The organism is Scytonema millei VB511283, from assembly GCF_000817735.3.
Taxonomy (GTDB): domain Bacteria; phylum Cyanobacteriota; class Cyanobacteriia; order Cyanobacteriales; family Chroococcidiopsidaceae; genus Chroococcidiopsis; species Chroococcidiopsis millei_B.
Window position 1 is genome coordinate 726,030 of the sequence record NZ_JTJC03000002.1, and the last position, 17,813, is coordinate 743,842.

Here is a 17,813-nt window from a genome sequence, read left to right on the forward strand (position 1 = left end):
ATGACAGGTGACACATCTCATACTCACTCAGGCTTGGTCGCTACTGCTCGTCGCGCCTACGGAGCTTCCCTAAAACTAGGAATTAGTAAGGGGGCAGACCGCAGTCGTGCCGTGCAAAAAATGGCAGAAGCACTCAAGCAATCTTTCGATGACATTTTGGAAGCCAACACTTTGGACTTGGAAGCTAGTCGCGAAATGGCAGTGCCAGAATTAATCGTGGATTGGCTGAAGTTGACTCCCGAACGCCTCCAAGCTGCGGTAGAAATTTTGCAACGCCTCGGCGAACTGTCAGACCCTTTGCGACGGATTAGAAATGCTGACTACCAGCTTGCTGATTCTCAAACTTACTGCCAGCTGATGCCGTTGGGAACGATCGCCCTAGTTTACGAAGCGTTTCCAGAACTTGGGGCGATCGCAGCAGGACTGTGTATCAAGACTGGTAACAGCCTCATTCTCAAAGGTGGAGGAGAAGCCAGTCACTCTAATGCTGCTATTGCTAAGGTGCTGCAAATTGCCTTAGAGGAAAGCGGAATGCCTTCCGGTTGTCTGGAAAGAATTGAGACAGAGGAAGGGAGCTTAACACAGGAATTAATTACCCAAGACCAATACATAAACCTCGTCATTCCCTACGGTCGCCCCAGCTTAGTTCAACAAGTCGTGCGACAGTCCACTGCCCCAGTTTTGAAATCGGCGATGGGGAACTGTTACCTTTACTGGTCGTTATCTGGCAGCATCGAAATGATGCGCTGGACGATCTTAGACAGTCATGCTAGCGAACCCGATCCGGTCAATGCGATCGAGAAAGTCTTGATTCACCGCACGACCAATCCCTCGTCCCTCGTTACCCTGTGGAACAGCTTGCAAGAAAAAGGTTTTCAAGTTAGGGGAGATAGCGCCTTAGTCGAAGCATTTCCCCAGCTACAACTGGCAAAGGATTCCGAGTGGAGTCAATCATATTTAAACAAAACAGTAGCTTTTAAGGTAGTAGACAACTTAGAAGCAGCCATTTCGTGGATCAATCGTTATAGTAGCGGTCATGCCGACTGCATCGTTACCGAGTCCTATCAAGAAAGCCGTCACTTTGCTTTGCGGGTGAATAGTGCCTCCACTTATATCAACGCCTCCCCGCGCTTTTGCCGCAATCCCGCCCGAGGAGAGTCAATATTTCTGGGGATGTCAAATCAAAAAGGACACCGCCGAGGACTGATCAGCCCCGAAAGCCTGACGACGGTAAAGCATATCGTGCAGGGTAATAGCAGATTTTAATGGTTGACGGTTAACACTTAACCGTCAACCGTCAGCCGTCAGCCGTCAACCTTTCCAGCTAACTTCACATTCTTCGCCAAGCCAAGAGCTTGTAACAAGCAGATTGTCATCCAGGTGAGATCGATTTCCCACCACTCTAAGCCGTGTCGGGCAGAGTATTGAAAGGCATGGTGGTTGTTGTGCCAGCCTTCGCCAAACACCAACAGGGCTACCCACCAACAGTTGGTCGAGCGATCGCCGGATTCGTGGCTGCGATAGCCAAATTTGTGCGTGGCGCTGTTGACCAACCAGGTGCAGTGGTAGACGAACACGACTCGTACGAAAATTCCCCAGACGACAAACGACCAGCCACCAAGTAATAGCAGGACTACACCCAGAGCGATCTGGATGAAAATCATATTTTTTTCTAGAAACTGATAGACTGGATCGCCAGCAATATCTTTTGTAAAACGAGCAAGATCTAATTCAATCGGTCTGCGATAAATTAACCAGCCGATGTGACTCCACCAAAAACCTTTGTTAGAGTCGTGGGGGTCTGGATCGGTATCGGAGTATAGGTGATGGGCGCGGTGCGTCCCGACCCATTCAATTGGTCCTCCTTGACAGGCAAGAGTGCCGCAAAAGACCAAGAAATACTCCAGCCATTTTGGAGTTTGAAAGCTGCGATGGGTGACAAGACGGTGAAATCCTAGAGTAACTCCCAAACCGCCAGTGACCCAGTAGAGAAACACGGCAACACCAACTGCTTGCCAGCTGAAGTTGCTAGGGAGTAGAGCAAATAAAGCTCCAAAATGCAAACCAATAAAAAAGAGGGTATTGACCCAGTTGATTGTTAGTTTGGTTGAGGTAGCAATCGTCATGCGATAACCTAAATTCAAAAACTAGCGCCCGATCTGCCAAAATCAAAGATCCACTCATTAAGTTAAACTAAAGCGATAAATTTGACGATGAACAGCTACGAACAGCTGCAACTAGCAGAACAGGCACTATCTCCGATTTTTTCTGGAATTGACGCTCAGGTCAAGCAAAATCTTAAACGAGTGCTGAGTGCCTTTCGTCACCAGCGGGTGGGGGCGCATCATTTTGCTTCTGTCAGTGGCTACGGTCACGACGATCTCGGTCGTCAGACGTTAGATCGGGTGTTTGCCGAGGTGATGCAAGCAGAAGCAGCCGCAGTGAGAGTCCAGTTTGTCTCTGGAACTCACGCGATCGCCTGTGCTTTATTTGGCGTGTTGCGCCCAGGGGATGAGATGCTGGCAGTTGCCGGTGCGCCCTACGATACGCTGGAAGAAGCGATCGGGCTGAGGGGCAGCGGGCAAGGCTCCTTAATAGAGTTTGGCATTAATTATCGTCAAATAGATCTGACCGCAGCAGGAAATATTGATTGGCAGGCGTTAGAAACGGCGGTACGCGATCGCACCCGTTTAGTTTTAATTCAGCGTTCTTGCGGTTATTCCTGGCGTTCTAGCCTTTCCATTACTGAGATTGAAAAGATCGTCCACATCATCAAACAGCAAAACCCGAACACAATTTGTTTTGTCGATAACTGCTACGGCGAATTTATCGAAGATCGAGAACCTACGGCTGTCGGTGCGGATTTGATGGCGGGGTCTTTGATTAAAAATCCTGGTGGAACGATCGTCACTGCTGGCGGCTATGTCGCAGGGAAAGAGGAGTTGGTAGAAGCGGCTACCTGTCGCCTCACAGCCCCAGGAATTGGTAGTGCTGGCGGGGCGACGTTCGACCAGCATCGACTGATGTTTCAGGGGCTATTTCTCGCACCGCAGATGGTAGGAGAGGCGATGAAAGGCAATCACCTGACTGCATACGTGTTCGACAAGTTAGGATATCCGGTGAATCCCGCCCCGCTGGTTCCGCGTCGAGACACGATTCAAGCAGTTCGATTAGGTTCGCCACAAAAATTAGTGGCTTTTTGTCGGGCAATTCAGCAAAACTCGCCCATTGGTTCTTATCTCGACCCCGTACCCGCCGAGATGCCTGGTTATGAGAGCGAGTTAGTCATGGCTGGGGGGACGTTTATCGATGGTAGTACCTCGGAATTTTCCGCTGATGGTCCTTTACGGGAACCATACGCGATCTTTTGTCAAGGGGGTACTCATTGGACGCACGTTGCGATCGCGTTAGAAGCTGCAATCGAGGCAATAGGAGCTGCCAATTAATCTCCAATCGGAGTGTACAGAACGTCTACCCAGTAATTGCTACTTTTATAAGTTTGGCTGGGGAAGCTGGAGCTACCGTATTTATACACGCCATTATTACCATCAAGAAATTGCAAACCAAAATTGCTTATAGGGTTAGTAAAGTGATTCAGCGTGTAAGCGTAGTTACCTTTTGGAGCGTGATAGGAAGCTACGTAAATTGCATCTGCCGAGATCCGAATTGGCTGGTCGAATTTAAGTTGTTGCCAGCCAGAAGTTGTTTCGGAAACAAACGTACCGCGTGCGATGAGCTGACCCCCAGCAGTCCATAAAGAGCCGACGTGCGTACCAGTGTTAGTGGCGGCTTTGTAGAACCGAATGCCAGTCACAAAGCCCTCTTTTGTAGCTTTAAACTTTACACCTACCTCTATTGCTCTAGAATCAAAAGTGGCAATAGAAGATGGCGCTACAGAATCATTCCAAATACTCGTTGTTTTAGGTTTGAAGACAACATCTATCCAGTAGTTAGTGCTGTTGTATGACTGAGTTGGAAAACCGCCGCCGTAGCCGTAAATGTATGTACTGTTACTTCCAGCTTCACCATTACGCAGAGCGTGTAAAAATCCATTATCTACCCCAGCACGCTCGAAGAATTTTTCGCTGGCGACATATCGCCCAGAGTTGACGTAATAAGAAGCAATATATGTTTGTTTTGCCTTAATTGGTATGGGTGGGTAGAATTGTACGGTTTGCCAACCTGGAGCGGTTTGCTGTCCTTCAACAGCCATGCCCGTACCGAGCAACTCTCCAGTGGTAGTCCACAGATGAACGATGTAACCGCTATCATTTGCCACGGCTCGATAAAATCTAATTGCCGATACTTCTCCATCTACATCGCTACGGAACTTTAGACCTAGCTCCACAGGGTTAGTATCTTCATCTACAACTACATTTAAAGGTGTAGAGTCAGACCAAATAGAATAACTTGACGGTTCGGCTAGAGAGCGCGGAGCGGCGATCGCCAGTAATGCTGTAATGACACTGAAACTTGATAATAATAATTTTTTATACATAATTTCTCCAATTTTTTATAATTAATATCTGCATTTACAAACGAACAGCTTAAAATGAATTCAAGTTACTATTTAAACTCAGTTTCACCTATTACAATTTTCTAATTTCTAAGTAATCCGTGATTGATTTGGGATCTCAATCCTTCATATTTTCCAAAACAAAACTGCATAGATTTTTCAATGACTCACACTAAGATTGGCATGAACAACACTAGTATGGCTCAATTTTATAAATTATTAAACTAATTTATAAAATCAACATTTATTCAGTAATTTTACAGACAGAAAAACAAAGCTATGTTAAAGTTCGGCAAGTAACTCGATGAGTGCCGAGAATAAGAAAGCGTATAAAAACTCGATTTTATTGAATTAACGGAATGGAATTAAATTGTATTGAAGAATGAGAGGAGTAGATTTTGCCACAACACGATCGCTAATTCTAGTGACATCGTAATGCAAAATTCCTCGTCCATTATGCGTCATTTTCCCCAAACTAAATTGGATTCTAATATTAGAGTTAGTATGGCGGTCGAATTGCTCTAATTTCCACATGAATCCACTCCACGCACCAGTCAGATGTTGTCGCTCTGCATGAGCTACAACTACTAATAGTTTTGCCGTTGTTCCGTAAGGAGTTTCCAGAAGATTGCGTTCGAGATCGAGTTTAATTCCAGTTAAATTAGACAAAGAATTATTGCCTAGAAATACGTACTTATTACCCTCGCGTTTGATTTGTAAGATAGACGTTCCTGTCTTCTTAATGATTAATTTGTGAGAGAGGCTAAGAAATTCTTGATACTCAGTTTTAGAAACGCCAAGCCGAGAATCGTAAGGTAGAGGTTGTCCGGCGGGAGTATTTTTGATTAAGCTCGATAACCATTCGCTATCGGAATTTTTTTGCAATGCTATTTTAAATTTCTGGCTCAGTTCGACTAAACGAATTGGTGGTACAATTTGCATCAGATCGACAGTTGTACGATCGCCAGGAATGAGGGCTTCCACATTATATATTTTAGTATTATTATATAGGTTTATTTTATTTATCTGAGGAGAAGATTTTATGCTTGTATGTGAAACAGCGATCGCCTTGACAAATGGATTTAGATAAAATAATAATCCCGTTACTAAATAGCAGAGCGAGAGATAAGAAATTTTGATTTTGATTTTCATAGAATTAAGTCATATAACTTCATTATAATAATGAGTTTTAGGTTGGCACGCTAAGATTAGCGATCGCATCCGTAATATTGACGAACGCGACCGATTGCACTAAAGTTTAAAGTTTAGCTATACTAACTTACTTTTTTGTACAAATAGCTCAATTTGATAAATAACTATTCTAGATAGACCGAGTTGAATCTATCAGGAATATCACAAGATTCAGTCAAAGGTTTACAATTCTAATTTTGATGCAATAAATCTATTTTTATATGCGATCGCATAGAGAAAACATTAGTAACAGTATTTAATCAACTATGCGGTGAGTATCGAATGACTTCAAAGCTACTGTCTGCGAACTTGACATCAACTGAGTATATAGAGTAGTAACTTGTGCTTGACTCAGATTAGCATCAACAAATCGAAATGCAGAAGCTGCTAGATACGATCTGTTTTGTTCAAACGCGATCCAATGTCGTTGTAATGATTCAGCTGCTGCACCTGTAGTATTAGAACCTGCAAAGATATCGAGGATTGTATCGCCTGGTTCTGTCAAAAAATTAATAAAGAACTGGGGAAGTTTCTGCGGAAAACGTGCTGGATGTGCGCCAATCTTCGCTGTTTTACACAATTGGATGTAGCGAGAGCCGCTTTCAGTATTGGGTATTTGTAATAAATTAGAAGGGATTGCTCCTCCATTATTGTTAGCAAAAGCTTTACCAATATCGTGTCCTGACGGACGTTCTTTTGGTTGATAAAATTTTTCTGGATTCTGGAGTAATTTCTTCATGCGCTCTGAGTAAGGCACGAGTACATTACTCACATTTGCTTTGGGATGATCGGTTTTTGATAACCACCAAATAGTATTGACAGCATCCTTAGTGCGGATCTTGCGTTTATTGACCCACTCAATCGGAGATGGTAATTTTGAGGGATTATACCAAAAAAACTCCTCAGCCAGCCGGAAATCTAGATCGTCGCAAAGTTTAATTAAAATGCGGTAGTTATAGAGCGATCGCACGGGACGTTTACTTTGATATGCTCCTCCTAAATCGAGGACAAAACTACCGTGGGGTGCCAAGACTCGATAGACTTTTTCACAAAAATTAAATAACCAATTGACATAAGCCTCTTGCTCGACATTACCATAACTCTTTTCACGTTGTAGGGCAAAAGGTGGAGAAGTCATAACTAAATCGATAGAATTGGATTCGAGGCAGTCAAGTAATTCTAAAGCATTACCAACATATGCAGAACCATAATCAGTATTGTATAAAGGGCAACATAGGAACATATTTACTTTGCTATTAAAACACAATGCGTAACTCATTTTATTTGCAGTCGATAGAATATATTAATGCAACAAGTTGAAATAATTTAGGAAATATCTACTTGTACTTGGCGACTGCGAGTCGTGGAACTATGCAGATGCAACCTGCCGATCGCGCTGGCGCTTTGCGAAGCGCACCACACAGGTTCAAAAGCTGTAAATTTCCTCAGTCCGCGCCAGCGAACTTCCCTTTGGGAAGCCGCTACGCACTCGTATTTGTGTAGTTGGAGTTTGGAACATGGTGCTAGAAGGCTGGCAGCCTCATGATGGTAAACAGGAAGATGCTATTTTACTCTTCAACTTCAATAGCAAGGACGAGGAGAGCGTTGCGCTGTTACACCATCTACTTTCTAGGGTGAAAAAAAGTTATCAGCAGTTGGCTGACTTACAATTCCTACCTGTCCGCTTACCTGTGCCTGATTTGAAGTTGTGGAGTTACTGGTTGGCGGCTCAACTGATTGCACAATGGCGCGATCGCGCGGCAGAGCAAATTGCTGTAGGTACAATTCTCGATCGACTGGGATTCATCAAGACAGAAAATACTTATCCCCTTGTTACAGCTCTGGATCGAATGGAGCAAGGAACGCTGATTTCTGTAGAATTGGTGGCGAACGTTAAGTCGATTGACAAATTCGGCTGGCAATCTTCAGATTCTGATATAAAAGAATGGATCGAGCAGAAAGCTGCCGATCTAGTTGGATTTACTCAAGAGCGCACATCTTCTTACCCAGCCGACGGCTTCAGAGCGCAATTGCACTCCAATGTGGAAGCAATGCGATCGCAGCACCAAGTTCAGATGCAAGAGTTCTTTGACTCACTACAGCACTCCGGTTCGCGCTCGGTGCTAAGAGTATTAGAAACTTTGAGCGCGATCTTCCAGCGATTAGCAGAGGAATGCGAGGCTCAAAAACAAGAGTTATTGCAAAAAGCGATGGCAGCGGAACGCGCTTACAGCAATTTAAAAACCAGAATTGAACCGCGCGATCGGCAATTCGGTCGGCGACAAACTGACTGGGAAGCAGTTGTAGAAGCACTTGCCAAGCGATACTACTTTACATTTAATGCTGAAATTTACGACCGATTCGCTCAATTAGTTAGCCAGCTCATACAACAGACAGGCGATCGCGTTGCCTCCATAACTCATACAGATCGCTCTCTTGCTATTTTGCAAAGCTGGTTTAGCCAACAATGTCCTCAAGAGCCAGTCTTTGCACCTATTTTAAAACAGCGGTTAGAGCAAAAGGTAGACATAATCAAATTACTCAGCGAGATAGAAGCAACAGTAAGCTGTCCTCTGCAAAAATGGCATAGTTTAAGCTGGACTCAAACAGAATTATTGTGTCAGGAAATTTTGATAAAACTGCATCCAGTTTGTATGGAAGTATATATAGAGTGCTACCAATATTTACTAAAAATCAATCGAGCTGAAATTTCAGACCAAAATAGTTAAGCAAATAATTGGTTTTTGTCAAGCAGAAATATGGCTCCAAAACCACCAAAATTATTCATAACTTGTCATAACTGTGGCTATGATGGCAATTCTATCACTGCCATTCGATGTGATTTATGCAAGCAGCCACTAGAGCTAAATTATGCTTTAAATAGAAATAGTACTTTTAGAAATAGTGTATCTAATAGTAAAAAAGTAACTCGGCATCGGTTTTATCTCCCCAATACTTGGTTGATATTAGTGTCAATACTATCACTGCTACTGGGAGGAAGCTTGTTCTTTTGGCGCAGTCAAAGCATTAGCACTCAAAGTTTTCAGCGGTTAGGAGATAAGGGTAACTCAAAAGCGATCGCAATTTTGGGCGACACCTTTAGCGGCTACAGTACTTTTCGGAGCGATCGATTGCGGCAAGCACTCAAAGAAGTTCAAATTGAAGCGTACTATAAAGATGAATTTAATCAAGCTCGACGCGCTCGACTTTTAAATGAAGGACAAGCCGATTTCTTAGTCACAACTCTAGATCAGTTTTTGAAACAAAAACCTCAAGGGAAAATAGTTGGTTTAATTAACTATACAATCGGAGGTGATGCGGTTGTTTTAAACACGAAACAATATCCTAACCTCAGATCGCTCCAAGCTCTGAACCAATTAGTACAACAGAGGCGATCGCAAAACCAGTTAGGCATCATTTTTGCTGGCGATTCTCCCAGTGAATATCTAGGTTTGTTGCTAGATGCTAAATTTGAAGCATTTAGGTTATTAGATTTTCAAACAATAAAAGTAGTCGATGCTGCTGATGCCTGGAAGCAATTGCAATCTAATTCAAATCTAGCAGCAGCTATACTTTGGGAACCTTTTGTCACGCAAGCTCGGCAACAAGGATATACAGTGGTCTTGTCAAGTCGAGATACTCCAGGTGCAATTGTCGATGTTATTGTTGCTAGCGATCGCCTTCTTCAATCGCAACCTGAAAAAATTTCAGCTTTTTTAGAAGCTTATTATCGTTTAATTGATACGTCTATTAGCGATCGTCTGTTGTTGCAAAATCAAATTGCCCGGGATAGCAATTTATCACCCAGCGATGCAAGATCTGTCTTGCAAGGAATTGATTTTTTTACGTCAGTTGAGGCGAAAAACTGGATGAGCGATGGCACGCTAGAGAAAAGAATAAATTCTACAGCTGCGGTGTTGACGTTAACAGGTAGGATAGAACAAGTACCTCCAGTTCCTCAGAATTTATTTACTTACCAGTTCCTCAATCGCGCTGCTAGTCAAACCCAAAAACTCATTAGTTCGATCCGCATTGACAATCCAAAACTAGCAGATAGTCTAATGGAAGGAGTAGCGAACGATTCTAATTTTGAATTTGAAACCACTTCTAATCTAGGAAATTTGCGCGTACAAGGGGAGATAGAGTTTCAATTTGGCTCGACTACACTAACAAGGAAAGGTAAGCAAACACTCGATAGATTGGCTAAGCAAATAGCCGAATTTAATTTGCAGACTGTAGCTATAAGAGTTATCGGTCATACTTCTAGAAAAGGATTAGCCGATTTAAATCAAAAACTCAGCCAACAAAGAGCGCAAGAAGTTGTTAATTATCTCAAACAACGCGGTCTGCAACACAAAATGTTTGCAGTAGGAAAAGGCTTTAGCCAGCTTAGAGGAGATCTTTCTCCCTATGATAACCGGAACCAACGAACAGAGATTCAATTGTTGCGATTGAAGAGTTAAATTTCTGTCTGAATACAGATAACAGTTATCAGTTATCGTAGGGGAGGACAGTTGCGTGCGGGGGTATCCCCCGTTGAGCAAACTGTCCGTGCGGGTTTTGACCAAAAATTTAGAGCTGTGGTTGTCAATCTATCTGCGCGCACCCGCCCGTACAGTTATCGGTATAGAGAGGGCATGGTGTGTAGAGATGAGCGAGAACTTCTCAGATTATCTTTGGAATTTGTTAATGTTGTACGTAGCAATATATGCAGTCTTAATTTATCAAGTGTAGTTTGGGGGAGCGATTGCCTGAAAAGTCACGCGCGACTATGACTAACTTTATTGCTATCTTAGGCTGATATTCTGTAATTCGAAGCGACGAATGAAAGCGAACTTATTTGGGAGGTATCTACAACTGCGTCGAAGTTGGATTCCCTATTTTGTATTGGCGATCGCGCTCTTATTTACTACGGCAGCTACTTATTATGTATCGAGTACGGTTCAAAATAAAGAGCGGTTGCGGTTTGAAAATGATGTCCAAACAACTCAAGCCAAGATTCAAGATCGGATTGAGGCTTACATAACTCTGTTACGGGCAGGAAGTGGTCTATTTGCTGCAAGTGAAGCAGTAACACCGCAAGAATTTCGAGCTTTTGTCAATCGGACGAAATTACGCGGTAGCTATCCTGGGATTCAAGGAATTGGCTATTCGGCGCGAGTGCCAGCAGCAGCAAAAGATGCATTTGTCAACCAGATACAGCAACAGGGAATTGCTTTGAGCATCCGCCCCAACTATCCTCGCTCGGAATATCACACCATTATCTATCTAGAACCACAAGATCGCCGCAACCGAGTCGCAATTGGTTACGATATGTTCTCTGAGCCAGTACGCCGCAATGCGATGGAACGCGCCCGAGACACTGGTAGTCCAGCTGCTTCAGGTAAAGTGACTTTGGTTCAAGAAATCGACAAACACAAGCAAGCGGGTTTTCTCATCTATGTTCCGGTTTATCGTGGTGGTGATATTCCCGCCACGAAAGTACAAAGACAGACAGAGTTAGTTGGTTTTGTTTACAGTCCTTTTCGAGCTGACGATTTGATTAATGGTATTTTTGGCGATGAAGACCGCTTGGTGAATTTTGAAATTTACGATAGTAACAACGTCAGCTCGGCAAATTTGCTACACTCATCCAGGTCTCATACGCTAAATAACCGCTATCAGCCGCAATTTCAGATTATCAAAACGATCGATCTTGCCGGACGTACTTGGAGTTTAGTTTTTACCTCTCACCCTGAATTAGAACTGGCTTCAGACATCAATCTCGCACCTTTCGTCGCCTTTATTGGAGTGGCGATGAGTATGATTCTATTTGCCATGACGCACTCGCTCTCTTCGTCGCGCAAAGCCGCCGAGCGATCGGCAGCAGCTCTGACAGAGAGTGAAAAGCGGTTTCGACGTTTGGTAGAGTCAAATATTTTTGGCGTTGCCTTTGGTGACTTTCAGGGGAAAATTCATTATGCAAACGACTATTTTCTCCAACTTGTAGGTTACGAGCGAGAAGATTTGCTGGCAGGAAAATTGCATTGGAACAGTTTAACTCCTGCGGAGTTTCTTCCTTTAGATCTTCAGGCAGCTGAAGAACTGAAAAAACACGGAATTGCAGCTCCATTTGAGAAACAATATATCCGTAAAGATGGTACGCGAGTCCCAATTCTGATTGGTGGCGCATTGTTAGCAGATACAAATACGCCTCGATCGGAAATTATCGGCTTTATTCTAGATTTGAGCGATCGCAAAGCTGCGCAGGAAGCTCTACGTTGGAGTGAAGAACGTTATCGTTCTCTAGTAGAAGCGACGACAAACATTATTTGGGATACTCAAGCAGAAGGGGAAGTCCTTACCGAACTGCCTGGATGGAGTGCTTTTACCGGACAGAAGTTTGAAGAATATCAAGGATGGGGATGGATTGAAGCGATTCATCCAGAAGATCGCGATCGCACTGCGCAAGCATGGTTAAAAGCTCTAGCTCATCGCAGCATGTACGAAATTGAGCATCGGGTGCGGCGCTACGACGGCGAGTATAGATACATGACTGCCCGTGGCGTGCCAGTTATGGAGACAGATGGTAGCGTGCGGGAATGGATCGGCGTTCATACTGACATTACGGAACGCAAGCAAGCGGAAGTAGAACGAGAACGATTGTTACAACGGGAAAAGGTAGCTCGCGAAGAAGCAGAAACAGCCAATCGAATCAAGGACGAGTTTTTGGCTACCCTATCTCACGAATTACGCACGCCTTTAAATGCGATGCTGGGGTGGACGCAGTTACTTCGTAACCGCAAGTTTAACGAAGAGACGACAGCGCGCGCTTTAGAGACTATCGATCGCAATACAAAATCTCTGGCGCAGTTGATCGAAGATATTTTAGATATGTCGCGGATCGTTACGGGAAAGCTGCATTTAGAGATCCGCACGATAGACATTGCACCAGTTATCGTTGCTGCGATTGAAACCGTATTACCCGCAGCAACAGCCAAAAACATTCAGATTGAATCGAAATTAGATTCTAGCGTTAGACCAGTCATGGGAGATGCCAACCGCTTGCAGCAAGTATTCTGGAATTTGCTGGCTAATGCCGTTAAATTTACTCCCAAGGACGGACGGATTGAAGTGCGTGTATTTCTGTTGGATTCTCAGGTACAAATACAAGTCGCTGATAACGGAAAAGGTATTAGTCCCGAGTTTTTACCCCATGTCTTCGATCGCTTCTTGCAAGCAGACAGCACTACGACCAGAGAGTATGGTGGTTTAGGACTGGGTTTATCGATCGTGCGGCATTTGGTAGAACTGCATGGTGGTACGGTAAGAGCTGAAAGTGCAGGATTGGGTAAAGGGGCTACATTTACCGTAGTTCTGCCAATTCGCGCCGTAGATTACAATCTAGATGAGCCAGAACAACCTCAGAGTCAAAAAGCAGAAACTGCGATCGCACCTCCCTCCCTAGAAGGTTTACGGATCGTCGTCGTCGATGATGAAGCCGATGCCAGAGACTTACTCGATACAGTTTTGAGCCAGTATGGAGCTAAAGTTGTGACTTGTGCAACTGCACGGGATACGATTGAGGCGATCGCTCAATTTCAGCCGCACGTCCTCGTTAGCGATATTGGAATGCCACAAGAGGATGGATATGCTTTGATTCATCGCTTGCGACAACTACCACCAGAACAAGGCGGACAAATTCCCGCGATCGCGCTGACAGCCTATGCTAGAGCAGAAGATTGCGATCGAGCGTTAGCAGCAGGTTTTCAACGTCACATTGCCAAGCCAGTCAATCCCGATAAATTAGCTGCGGTTGTAAGTGAATTGACTCGAAAAGTGACTAGTGGCTGGTGACTAGTGGCTGGTGGCTAGTCACTCACAAATGACCAATGGCCAATGACAATTTCACGCATGTAAATTTGCTTGTTCTTGCAACCAAGGATCGACTGGTTGTCCGTCTTTGCGCCGCAGTTCAATTTCAACTGCAATGACGGCTTTGGAGCCTGGTGGAGCTGGTTTTTGATGGAAAAGAATGTCGTAGTCAGCAGGATTTTCGTTGCGTTGTTTTAACCAATCTTGCACTTTAATTGTGGCAAAAAACGATTGTCCCTGCTCGAACAAGCGGGTAATTTCCATCTGCAAGTTGTAGGGATTGTGTCGCGGCATAGTTATATTTTTCGTTATGTTTTCTAATACATGCTGTTCTAAAAAATGTAAATCGATCCAGTCTTGGCAATTCTGACTACACTCATGCTGCTATCTTCTCTAGATAAAACTTGGACTGTCACATCATTGTTTTGTTTATCAACAGTTGTTTTATACTTCAATCCGCCAGTCTTACTAATAGGCGTTTGAGGCGCAGGATCGTAAATAGCAATATCGATGGGGAGGAAAGAAATTTTTTCTTGAACGCTGTCCCCGACTGGTAAATCTTTCTCGTCGCGATCGTCGAGAAAATTATATTTCAACGGTGACTTGGTACGATTAACTAACATTACATTGACAGGACCACCAGGATTCACCCGCGATACTGGCTGCCAGTAATTAGACTGATAAGCTCTTACAGGGGAGTTTTGGGCAAAAATTGGCACGGCTACGCTGATACAGAGCGAAACTATCGTCAGCCAAAGTAATTTTTTCCAAGCCTGCCCTAGCATAACTTCCCTACCTTGCAGCGACTGCTATCTAAACAAGTGAGATGCTAATTAACTCAAGTTTGTATATTATGAGTCATATTTTGCGAAGTGTGAACCACACTGACGTAGATTTACGTAAGTAACCGCAATTGCAGGCGGGAGTCGGGAGTCGGCAAGAGAGACAGGGAGGACAAGGGGGACAAGGGGGATAAGGGAGAAAAACACCAATTACCAACTACCAGTGATAACTGATAACTGACAACTGACAACTGACAACTGATTATTGCCAGCCGTTCCAATCTCTTTATAGAGTGAATAGAGCGAACAAAAATTAGCACTCGTTAATCAGCCGCTCGTCACTTACGACTTACGACTTACAACTTTTTTTAATGCCTCGTACTCCTACTCTATCGTTCGATCGCGGTACGTTAATTTTGCACCCGCCACCCAGAGGTAAATCGTGGGTGGACTATGCGACGTGGGATGACAGGGTAGAAAAATTTCGCATTCCCGCCATTCAATATCGCCAAGTTGTAGAAGCACTACAAGCAGAAGGAAGTTACTTTAGTGACGAAGCCAAAGCCTTTGAACCGCTAGAACTATCTCCTAGCATGGAAATGGAGCCATATCCGCATCAAAGCGAGGCGCTGGCAGCCTGGAAACTAGCTGGACGTAGGGGAGTCGTCGTGTTACCAACAGCGGCGGGAAAGACTTATCTAGCACAGATGGCGATGCAAGCCACTCCCCGCAGTACCTTGATTATCGTGCCAACTTTGGATTTGATGCACCAGTGGTACGCTCACTTAACGGCTGCATTTCCCGATGTTGAAGTGGGATTATTAGGAGGTGGTTCCCGCGATCGCACGCCCATATTAGTATCGACATACGATAGTGCGGCAATTCATGCCGAAGCATTAGGCAATCGTTACGCCCTGTTGATTTTTGACGAATGCCATCACCTACCCACAGATTTTAATCGCGTCATAGCCGAATACGCGATCGCGCCTTATCGTCTCGGACTGACTGCAACCCCAGAACGCACCGATGGCAAACACTCAGACTTAAATCTACTCATCGGACAAGAAGTCTATCGCAAAACAGCCGCCGATTTAGCCGGTAAAGCGCTGGCAGAACACGAAGTCGTGCAGATTAAAGTCAAGCTATCACAACACGAACGCGATCGCTACAACCAACTGATTCAAACCCGTAACGACTTTCTCCGCGAAGCCAAAATCTCTCTTGGTAGCCTCAAAGGATGGCAATTATTCGTCCAAGCCAGCGCCAGATCCGCCGCCGGACGCAGAGCCATGCTCGCACACCGTCAAGCCAAAGAAATCGCTTTAGGCACAGATGGCAAAATCAGAATTCTCGCCGACTTGTTAGCAGAACACTATCCAGAACGCACGCTAATTTTCACCGCCGACAACGCCACAGTCTACCGTATTTCGCAAGAATTTCTCATTCCCGCCATCACCCACCAAACCCCCGTCAAAGAACGCCACGAAGTTTTAACCAAATTTCGGGAAGGGGAATACAAAACCCTCATCGCCTCCCACGTCCTCAACGAAGGCGTAGACGTACCAGCCGCCAGAATTGCCATTATATTATCCGGTACAGGCTCGGCACGGGAATACATTCAACGCTTGGGGCGAGTTCTGCGTAAAGGCAAAGATAAAGACAAATTTGCCCTGATGTATGAAGTCGTAGCCGAAGACACCAGCGAAGAAAGAACCTCGGTGAGGAGACGAGGAGTTAAGAGGAGTGAGGGGCGAGGAGTGAGGAGTGAGGGGAAAGTTACACAGTTGGAGATCGTACCTACTAAAGAGATTACCTATGGAAGTGGCGATCGCACCAGCCAACGCGCCGCCGAATCTCCAGGAAAATGGGACGATAATAATTCCCCAGAAACCGAAGAATAACTTTGTCCCTTTGCGCCTTTGCACGCCAGTTGCTACAACGGAGGGAACCTCACCGGACAGTTTGACGCGACGTGCTACAACGGGGGGCGACGAAGTCCGCGATAGCGCCACCCCCGCACGCAACTGTCCTCCGCAACGCACTGGCTCGTCTTTGCGTGACATTAATCTATGAACTTACTGCACCAACATTTGGTAAGGGCGGGTTTTGGGGGCAGATTTCTTGTCATAGTCGTGAATATGCTTGCTAAACCCGCCCCTACGACAACTGATGACTGATAATTTTGTAGAGACATTACATGTAACGTCTCTACACTGACAACTGACAACTGATAACTGATAACTGATAACTGATAATGCTCCCAACCGACTTACTCATGCACCGCCAAAACGGGGAAGAAATCACCCCAAAGCGACTCAAAATAGACAAACACAACCTAGAAATCGCCACTGATATTATTACCACGTTCCAAGAAAATCTCGGTAACATCCAAGCAGAACTCGACCGACAACTACAAGAACTGGAAGGAGACAGCCCCGATTATCGCCTTAAACGCGGCTTGGCATATCTCCTGCGCAGTGGCTTTTGTGAATTTGAAATTGTCAGCCCCCTAGAACCACCAATGCTGCGCGAACGAGTCTTCGCTCTTGCAGCACAATCGGCTCCCAGTCCCCAGCAGAGCCACCAAGTATTGGAACAGTTAGCATTACAACTCAGCCGCGAATTAGACAAAGAAGTCTTCCCCGAACAAATTCGCACGGGTTTGTATGCAGACTTAGTAGAAAACCGCATCATGACACGGTTCGAGCCGCCAACGCCAGAAGCTCTACTACACCGTTACAATTTATCTCAAGTTCAAGGGGTATTTTATCGTGCCAGCCACCTGACTCTCAATGCTCATCGCAACGTCCCAGGAGAATACAAGCTGTTATTTCGCTATCTCAAATTATTTCAATTGATGGCATATATCGAAGGAGATGCCGACCACGGATTTACAATTACGGTTGATGGTCCAGCAAGTTTATTTAATCCTAGTACGAGATATGGACTAGCGATCGCCAAACTTATTCCGGCTTTACTTCACGTCACGAAATGGAGTTTGAGCGCAATTTTACAAACCCGCGATTTCTATACTAATAACTGGAAAACAGGACGATTCACGCTAAATTCTGAGTGCGGTTTAGTCTCTCATTATCCGCCAGGTAAACCTTATGACAGTATGCTAGAAGCAGCTTTTGTCGAGCGTTGGAATGCCACAAAAACCGAATGGGTACTAGAGCGAGAAGTCGATTTAATTCCAATTCCTGGTAGCGTCATGATTCCCGATTTTCGTTTGGTACATCCTGACGGACGAGTGTTTTTGTTAGAAATTGTTGGATACTGGCGACCGGAATATTTGCAAAAGAAATTTTCTCAAGTTCGTCGCGCTCAATCCGAGAACTTGATTTTGGCAATTTCCGAGCGATTGAATTTAGAAAAAGCAGGTGTCAAAATGAATGACGTGCCAGCTAGGATTGTTTGGTTTAAGGATAAACTCTTGCCAAGAGATGTATTAAAGGCAATGGATTAAA

Annotated in this window: 15 protein-coding genes; 9 read left to right on the forward strand and 6 right to left on the reverse strand. The window is 44.6% G+C overall.

The window, feature by feature from the left end:
* Nucleotides 1–1,266 carry a glutamate-5-semialdehyde dehydrogenase gene (locus QH73_RS11030; RefSeq protein ID WP_039716386.1) on the forward strand — a complete coding sequence of 422 codons (1,266 nt, stop codon included), beginning with the start codon at nucleotides 1–3 and terminating at the stop codon, nucleotides 1,264–1,266.
* A gap of 38 nt (nucleotides 1,267–1,304) precedes the next feature.
* On the opposite strand, the gene QH73_RS11035 is transcribed toward QH73_RS11030, so the two are convergent.
* Nucleotides 1,305–2,126 (reverse strand): acyl-CoA desaturase, encoded by an 822-nt coding sequence (locus QH73_RS11035; RefSeq protein ID WP_039716385.1) that lies wholly within the window; start codon nucleotides 2,124–2,126, stop codon nucleotides 1,305–1,307.
* 87 nt (nucleotides 2,127–2,213) lie between these two features.
* On the opposite strand from QH73_RS11035, the gene QH73_RS11040 reads away from it, so the two are divergent.
* Nucleotides 2,214–3,446 carry a methionine gamma-lyase family protein gene (locus QH73_RS11040; protein WP_039716384.1) on the forward strand — a complete coding sequence of 411 codons (1,233 nt, stop codon included), beginning with the start codon at nucleotides 2,214–2,216 and terminating at the stop codon, nucleotides 3,444–3,446.
* On the opposite strand, the gene QH73_RS11045 is transcribed toward QH73_RS11040, so the two are convergent.
* The 3 genes from QH73_RS11045 to QH73_RS11055 all read right to left on the reverse strand — a co-directional run bounded on the left by QH73_RS11045 (nucleotide 3,443) and on the right by QH73_RS11055 (nucleotide 6,950).
* The gene (locus QH73_RS11045) at nucleotides 3,443–4,498 is read right to left on the reverse strand and encodes a DUF4082 domain-containing protein (RefSeq protein ID WP_039716383.1); all 1,056 of its coding nucleotides are present in this window, start codon (nucleotides 4,496–4,498) and stop codon (nucleotides 3,443–3,445) included. The two genes, QH73_RS11040 and QH73_RS11045, sit on opposite strands and share 4 nt — an antisense overlap.
* A 369-nt stretch (nucleotides 4,499–4,867) precedes the next feature.
* Entirely contained in the window at nucleotides 4,868–5,668 is an 801-nt protein-coding gene (locus QH73_RS11050) for a hypothetical protein (protein ID WP_132866907.1), read from the reverse strand.
* 295 nt (nucleotides 5,669–5,963) lie between these two features.
* Nucleotides 5,964–6,950, reverse strand: coding sequence for a DNA-methyltransferase (locus QH73_RS11055; RefSeq protein ID WP_039716381.1), 987 nt, complete (start codon nucleotides 6,948–6,950; stop codon nucleotides 5,964–5,966).
* A gap of 120 nt (nucleotides 6,951–7,070) precedes the next feature.
* Between QH73_RS11055 and QH73_RS11060 the strand changes: the two genes are divergently transcribed.
* The 5 genes from QH73_RS11060 (at nucleotide 7,071) to QH73_RS11080 (ending at nucleotide 13,543) form a co-directional block, all read left to right on the forward strand.
* Nucleotides 7,071–7,253 carry a hypothetical protein gene (locus QH73_RS11060; protein WP_132866911.1) on the forward strand — a complete coding sequence of 61 codons (183 nt, stop codon included), beginning with the start codon at nucleotides 7,071–7,073 and terminating at the stop codon, nucleotides 7,251–7,253.
* Nucleotides 7,225–8,436 carry a hypothetical protein gene (locus QH73_RS11065; RefSeq protein ID WP_039716380.1) on the forward strand — a complete coding sequence of 404 codons (1,212 nt, stop codon included), beginning with the start codon at nucleotides 7,225–7,227 and terminating at the stop codon, nucleotides 8,434–8,436. Before QH73_RS11060 ends, QH73_RS11065 begins: the two co-directional genes overlap by 29 nt.
* Nucleotides 8,437–8,676: 240 nt before the next feature.
* The gene (locus tag QH73_RS11070; RefSeq protein ID WP_309476471.1) at nucleotides 8,677–10,170 is read left to right on the forward strand and encodes an OmpA family protein; all 1,494 of its coding nucleotides are present in this window, start codon (nucleotides 8,677–8,679) and stop codon (nucleotides 10,168–10,170) included.
* A gap of 55 nt (nucleotides 10,171–10,225) precedes the next feature.
* Entirely contained in the window at nucleotides 10,226–10,441 is a 216-nt protein-coding gene (locus tag QH73_RS11075; protein ID WP_132866913.1) for a hypothetical protein, read from the forward strand.
* A gap of 90 nt (nucleotides 10,442–10,531) precedes the next feature.
* Nucleotides 10,532–13,543, forward strand: a complete 3,012-nt coding sequence (locus QH73_RS11080) for a CHASE domain-containing protein (protein WP_132866915.1) — start codon at nucleotides 10,532–10,534, stop codon at nucleotides 13,541–13,543.
* 51 nt (nucleotides 13,544–13,594) lie between these two features.
* Here the strand turns inward: QH73_RS11080 and QH73_RS11085 are convergent, their stop codons facing one another.
* Nucleotides 13,595–13,855, reverse strand: coding sequence for a hypothetical protein (locus tag QH73_RS11085; RefSeq protein ID WP_015156093.1), 261 nt, complete (start codon nucleotides 13,853–13,855; stop codon nucleotides 13,595–13,597).
* Between the two features lie 38 nt (nucleotides 13,856–13,893).
* Nucleotides 13,894–14,346: a hypothetical protein gene (locus tag QH73_RS11090; protein ID WP_039716378.1), complete on the reverse strand. Its 453-nt coding sequence runs from the start codon at nucleotides 14,344–14,346 to the stop codon at nucleotides 13,894–13,896.
* A gap of 368 nt (nucleotides 14,347–14,714) precedes the next feature.
* Between QH73_RS11090 and QH73_RS11095 the strand changes: the two genes are divergently transcribed.
* The gene (locus tag QH73_RS11095; RefSeq protein WP_039716377.1) at nucleotides 14,715–16,244 is read left to right on the forward strand and encodes a DEAD/DEAH box helicase family protein; all 1,530 of its coding nucleotides are present in this window, start codon (nucleotides 14,715–14,717) and stop codon (nucleotides 16,242–16,244) included.
* A gap of 353 nt (nucleotides 16,245–16,597) precedes the next feature.
* Nucleotides 16,598–17,812, forward strand: coding sequence for a DUF790 family protein (locus QH73_RS11100; RefSeq protein ID WP_039716376.1), 1,215 nt, complete (start codon nucleotides 16,598–16,600; stop codon nucleotides 17,810–17,812).
* The last annotated feature ends 1 nt before the right edge of the window (nucleotide 17,813 follow it).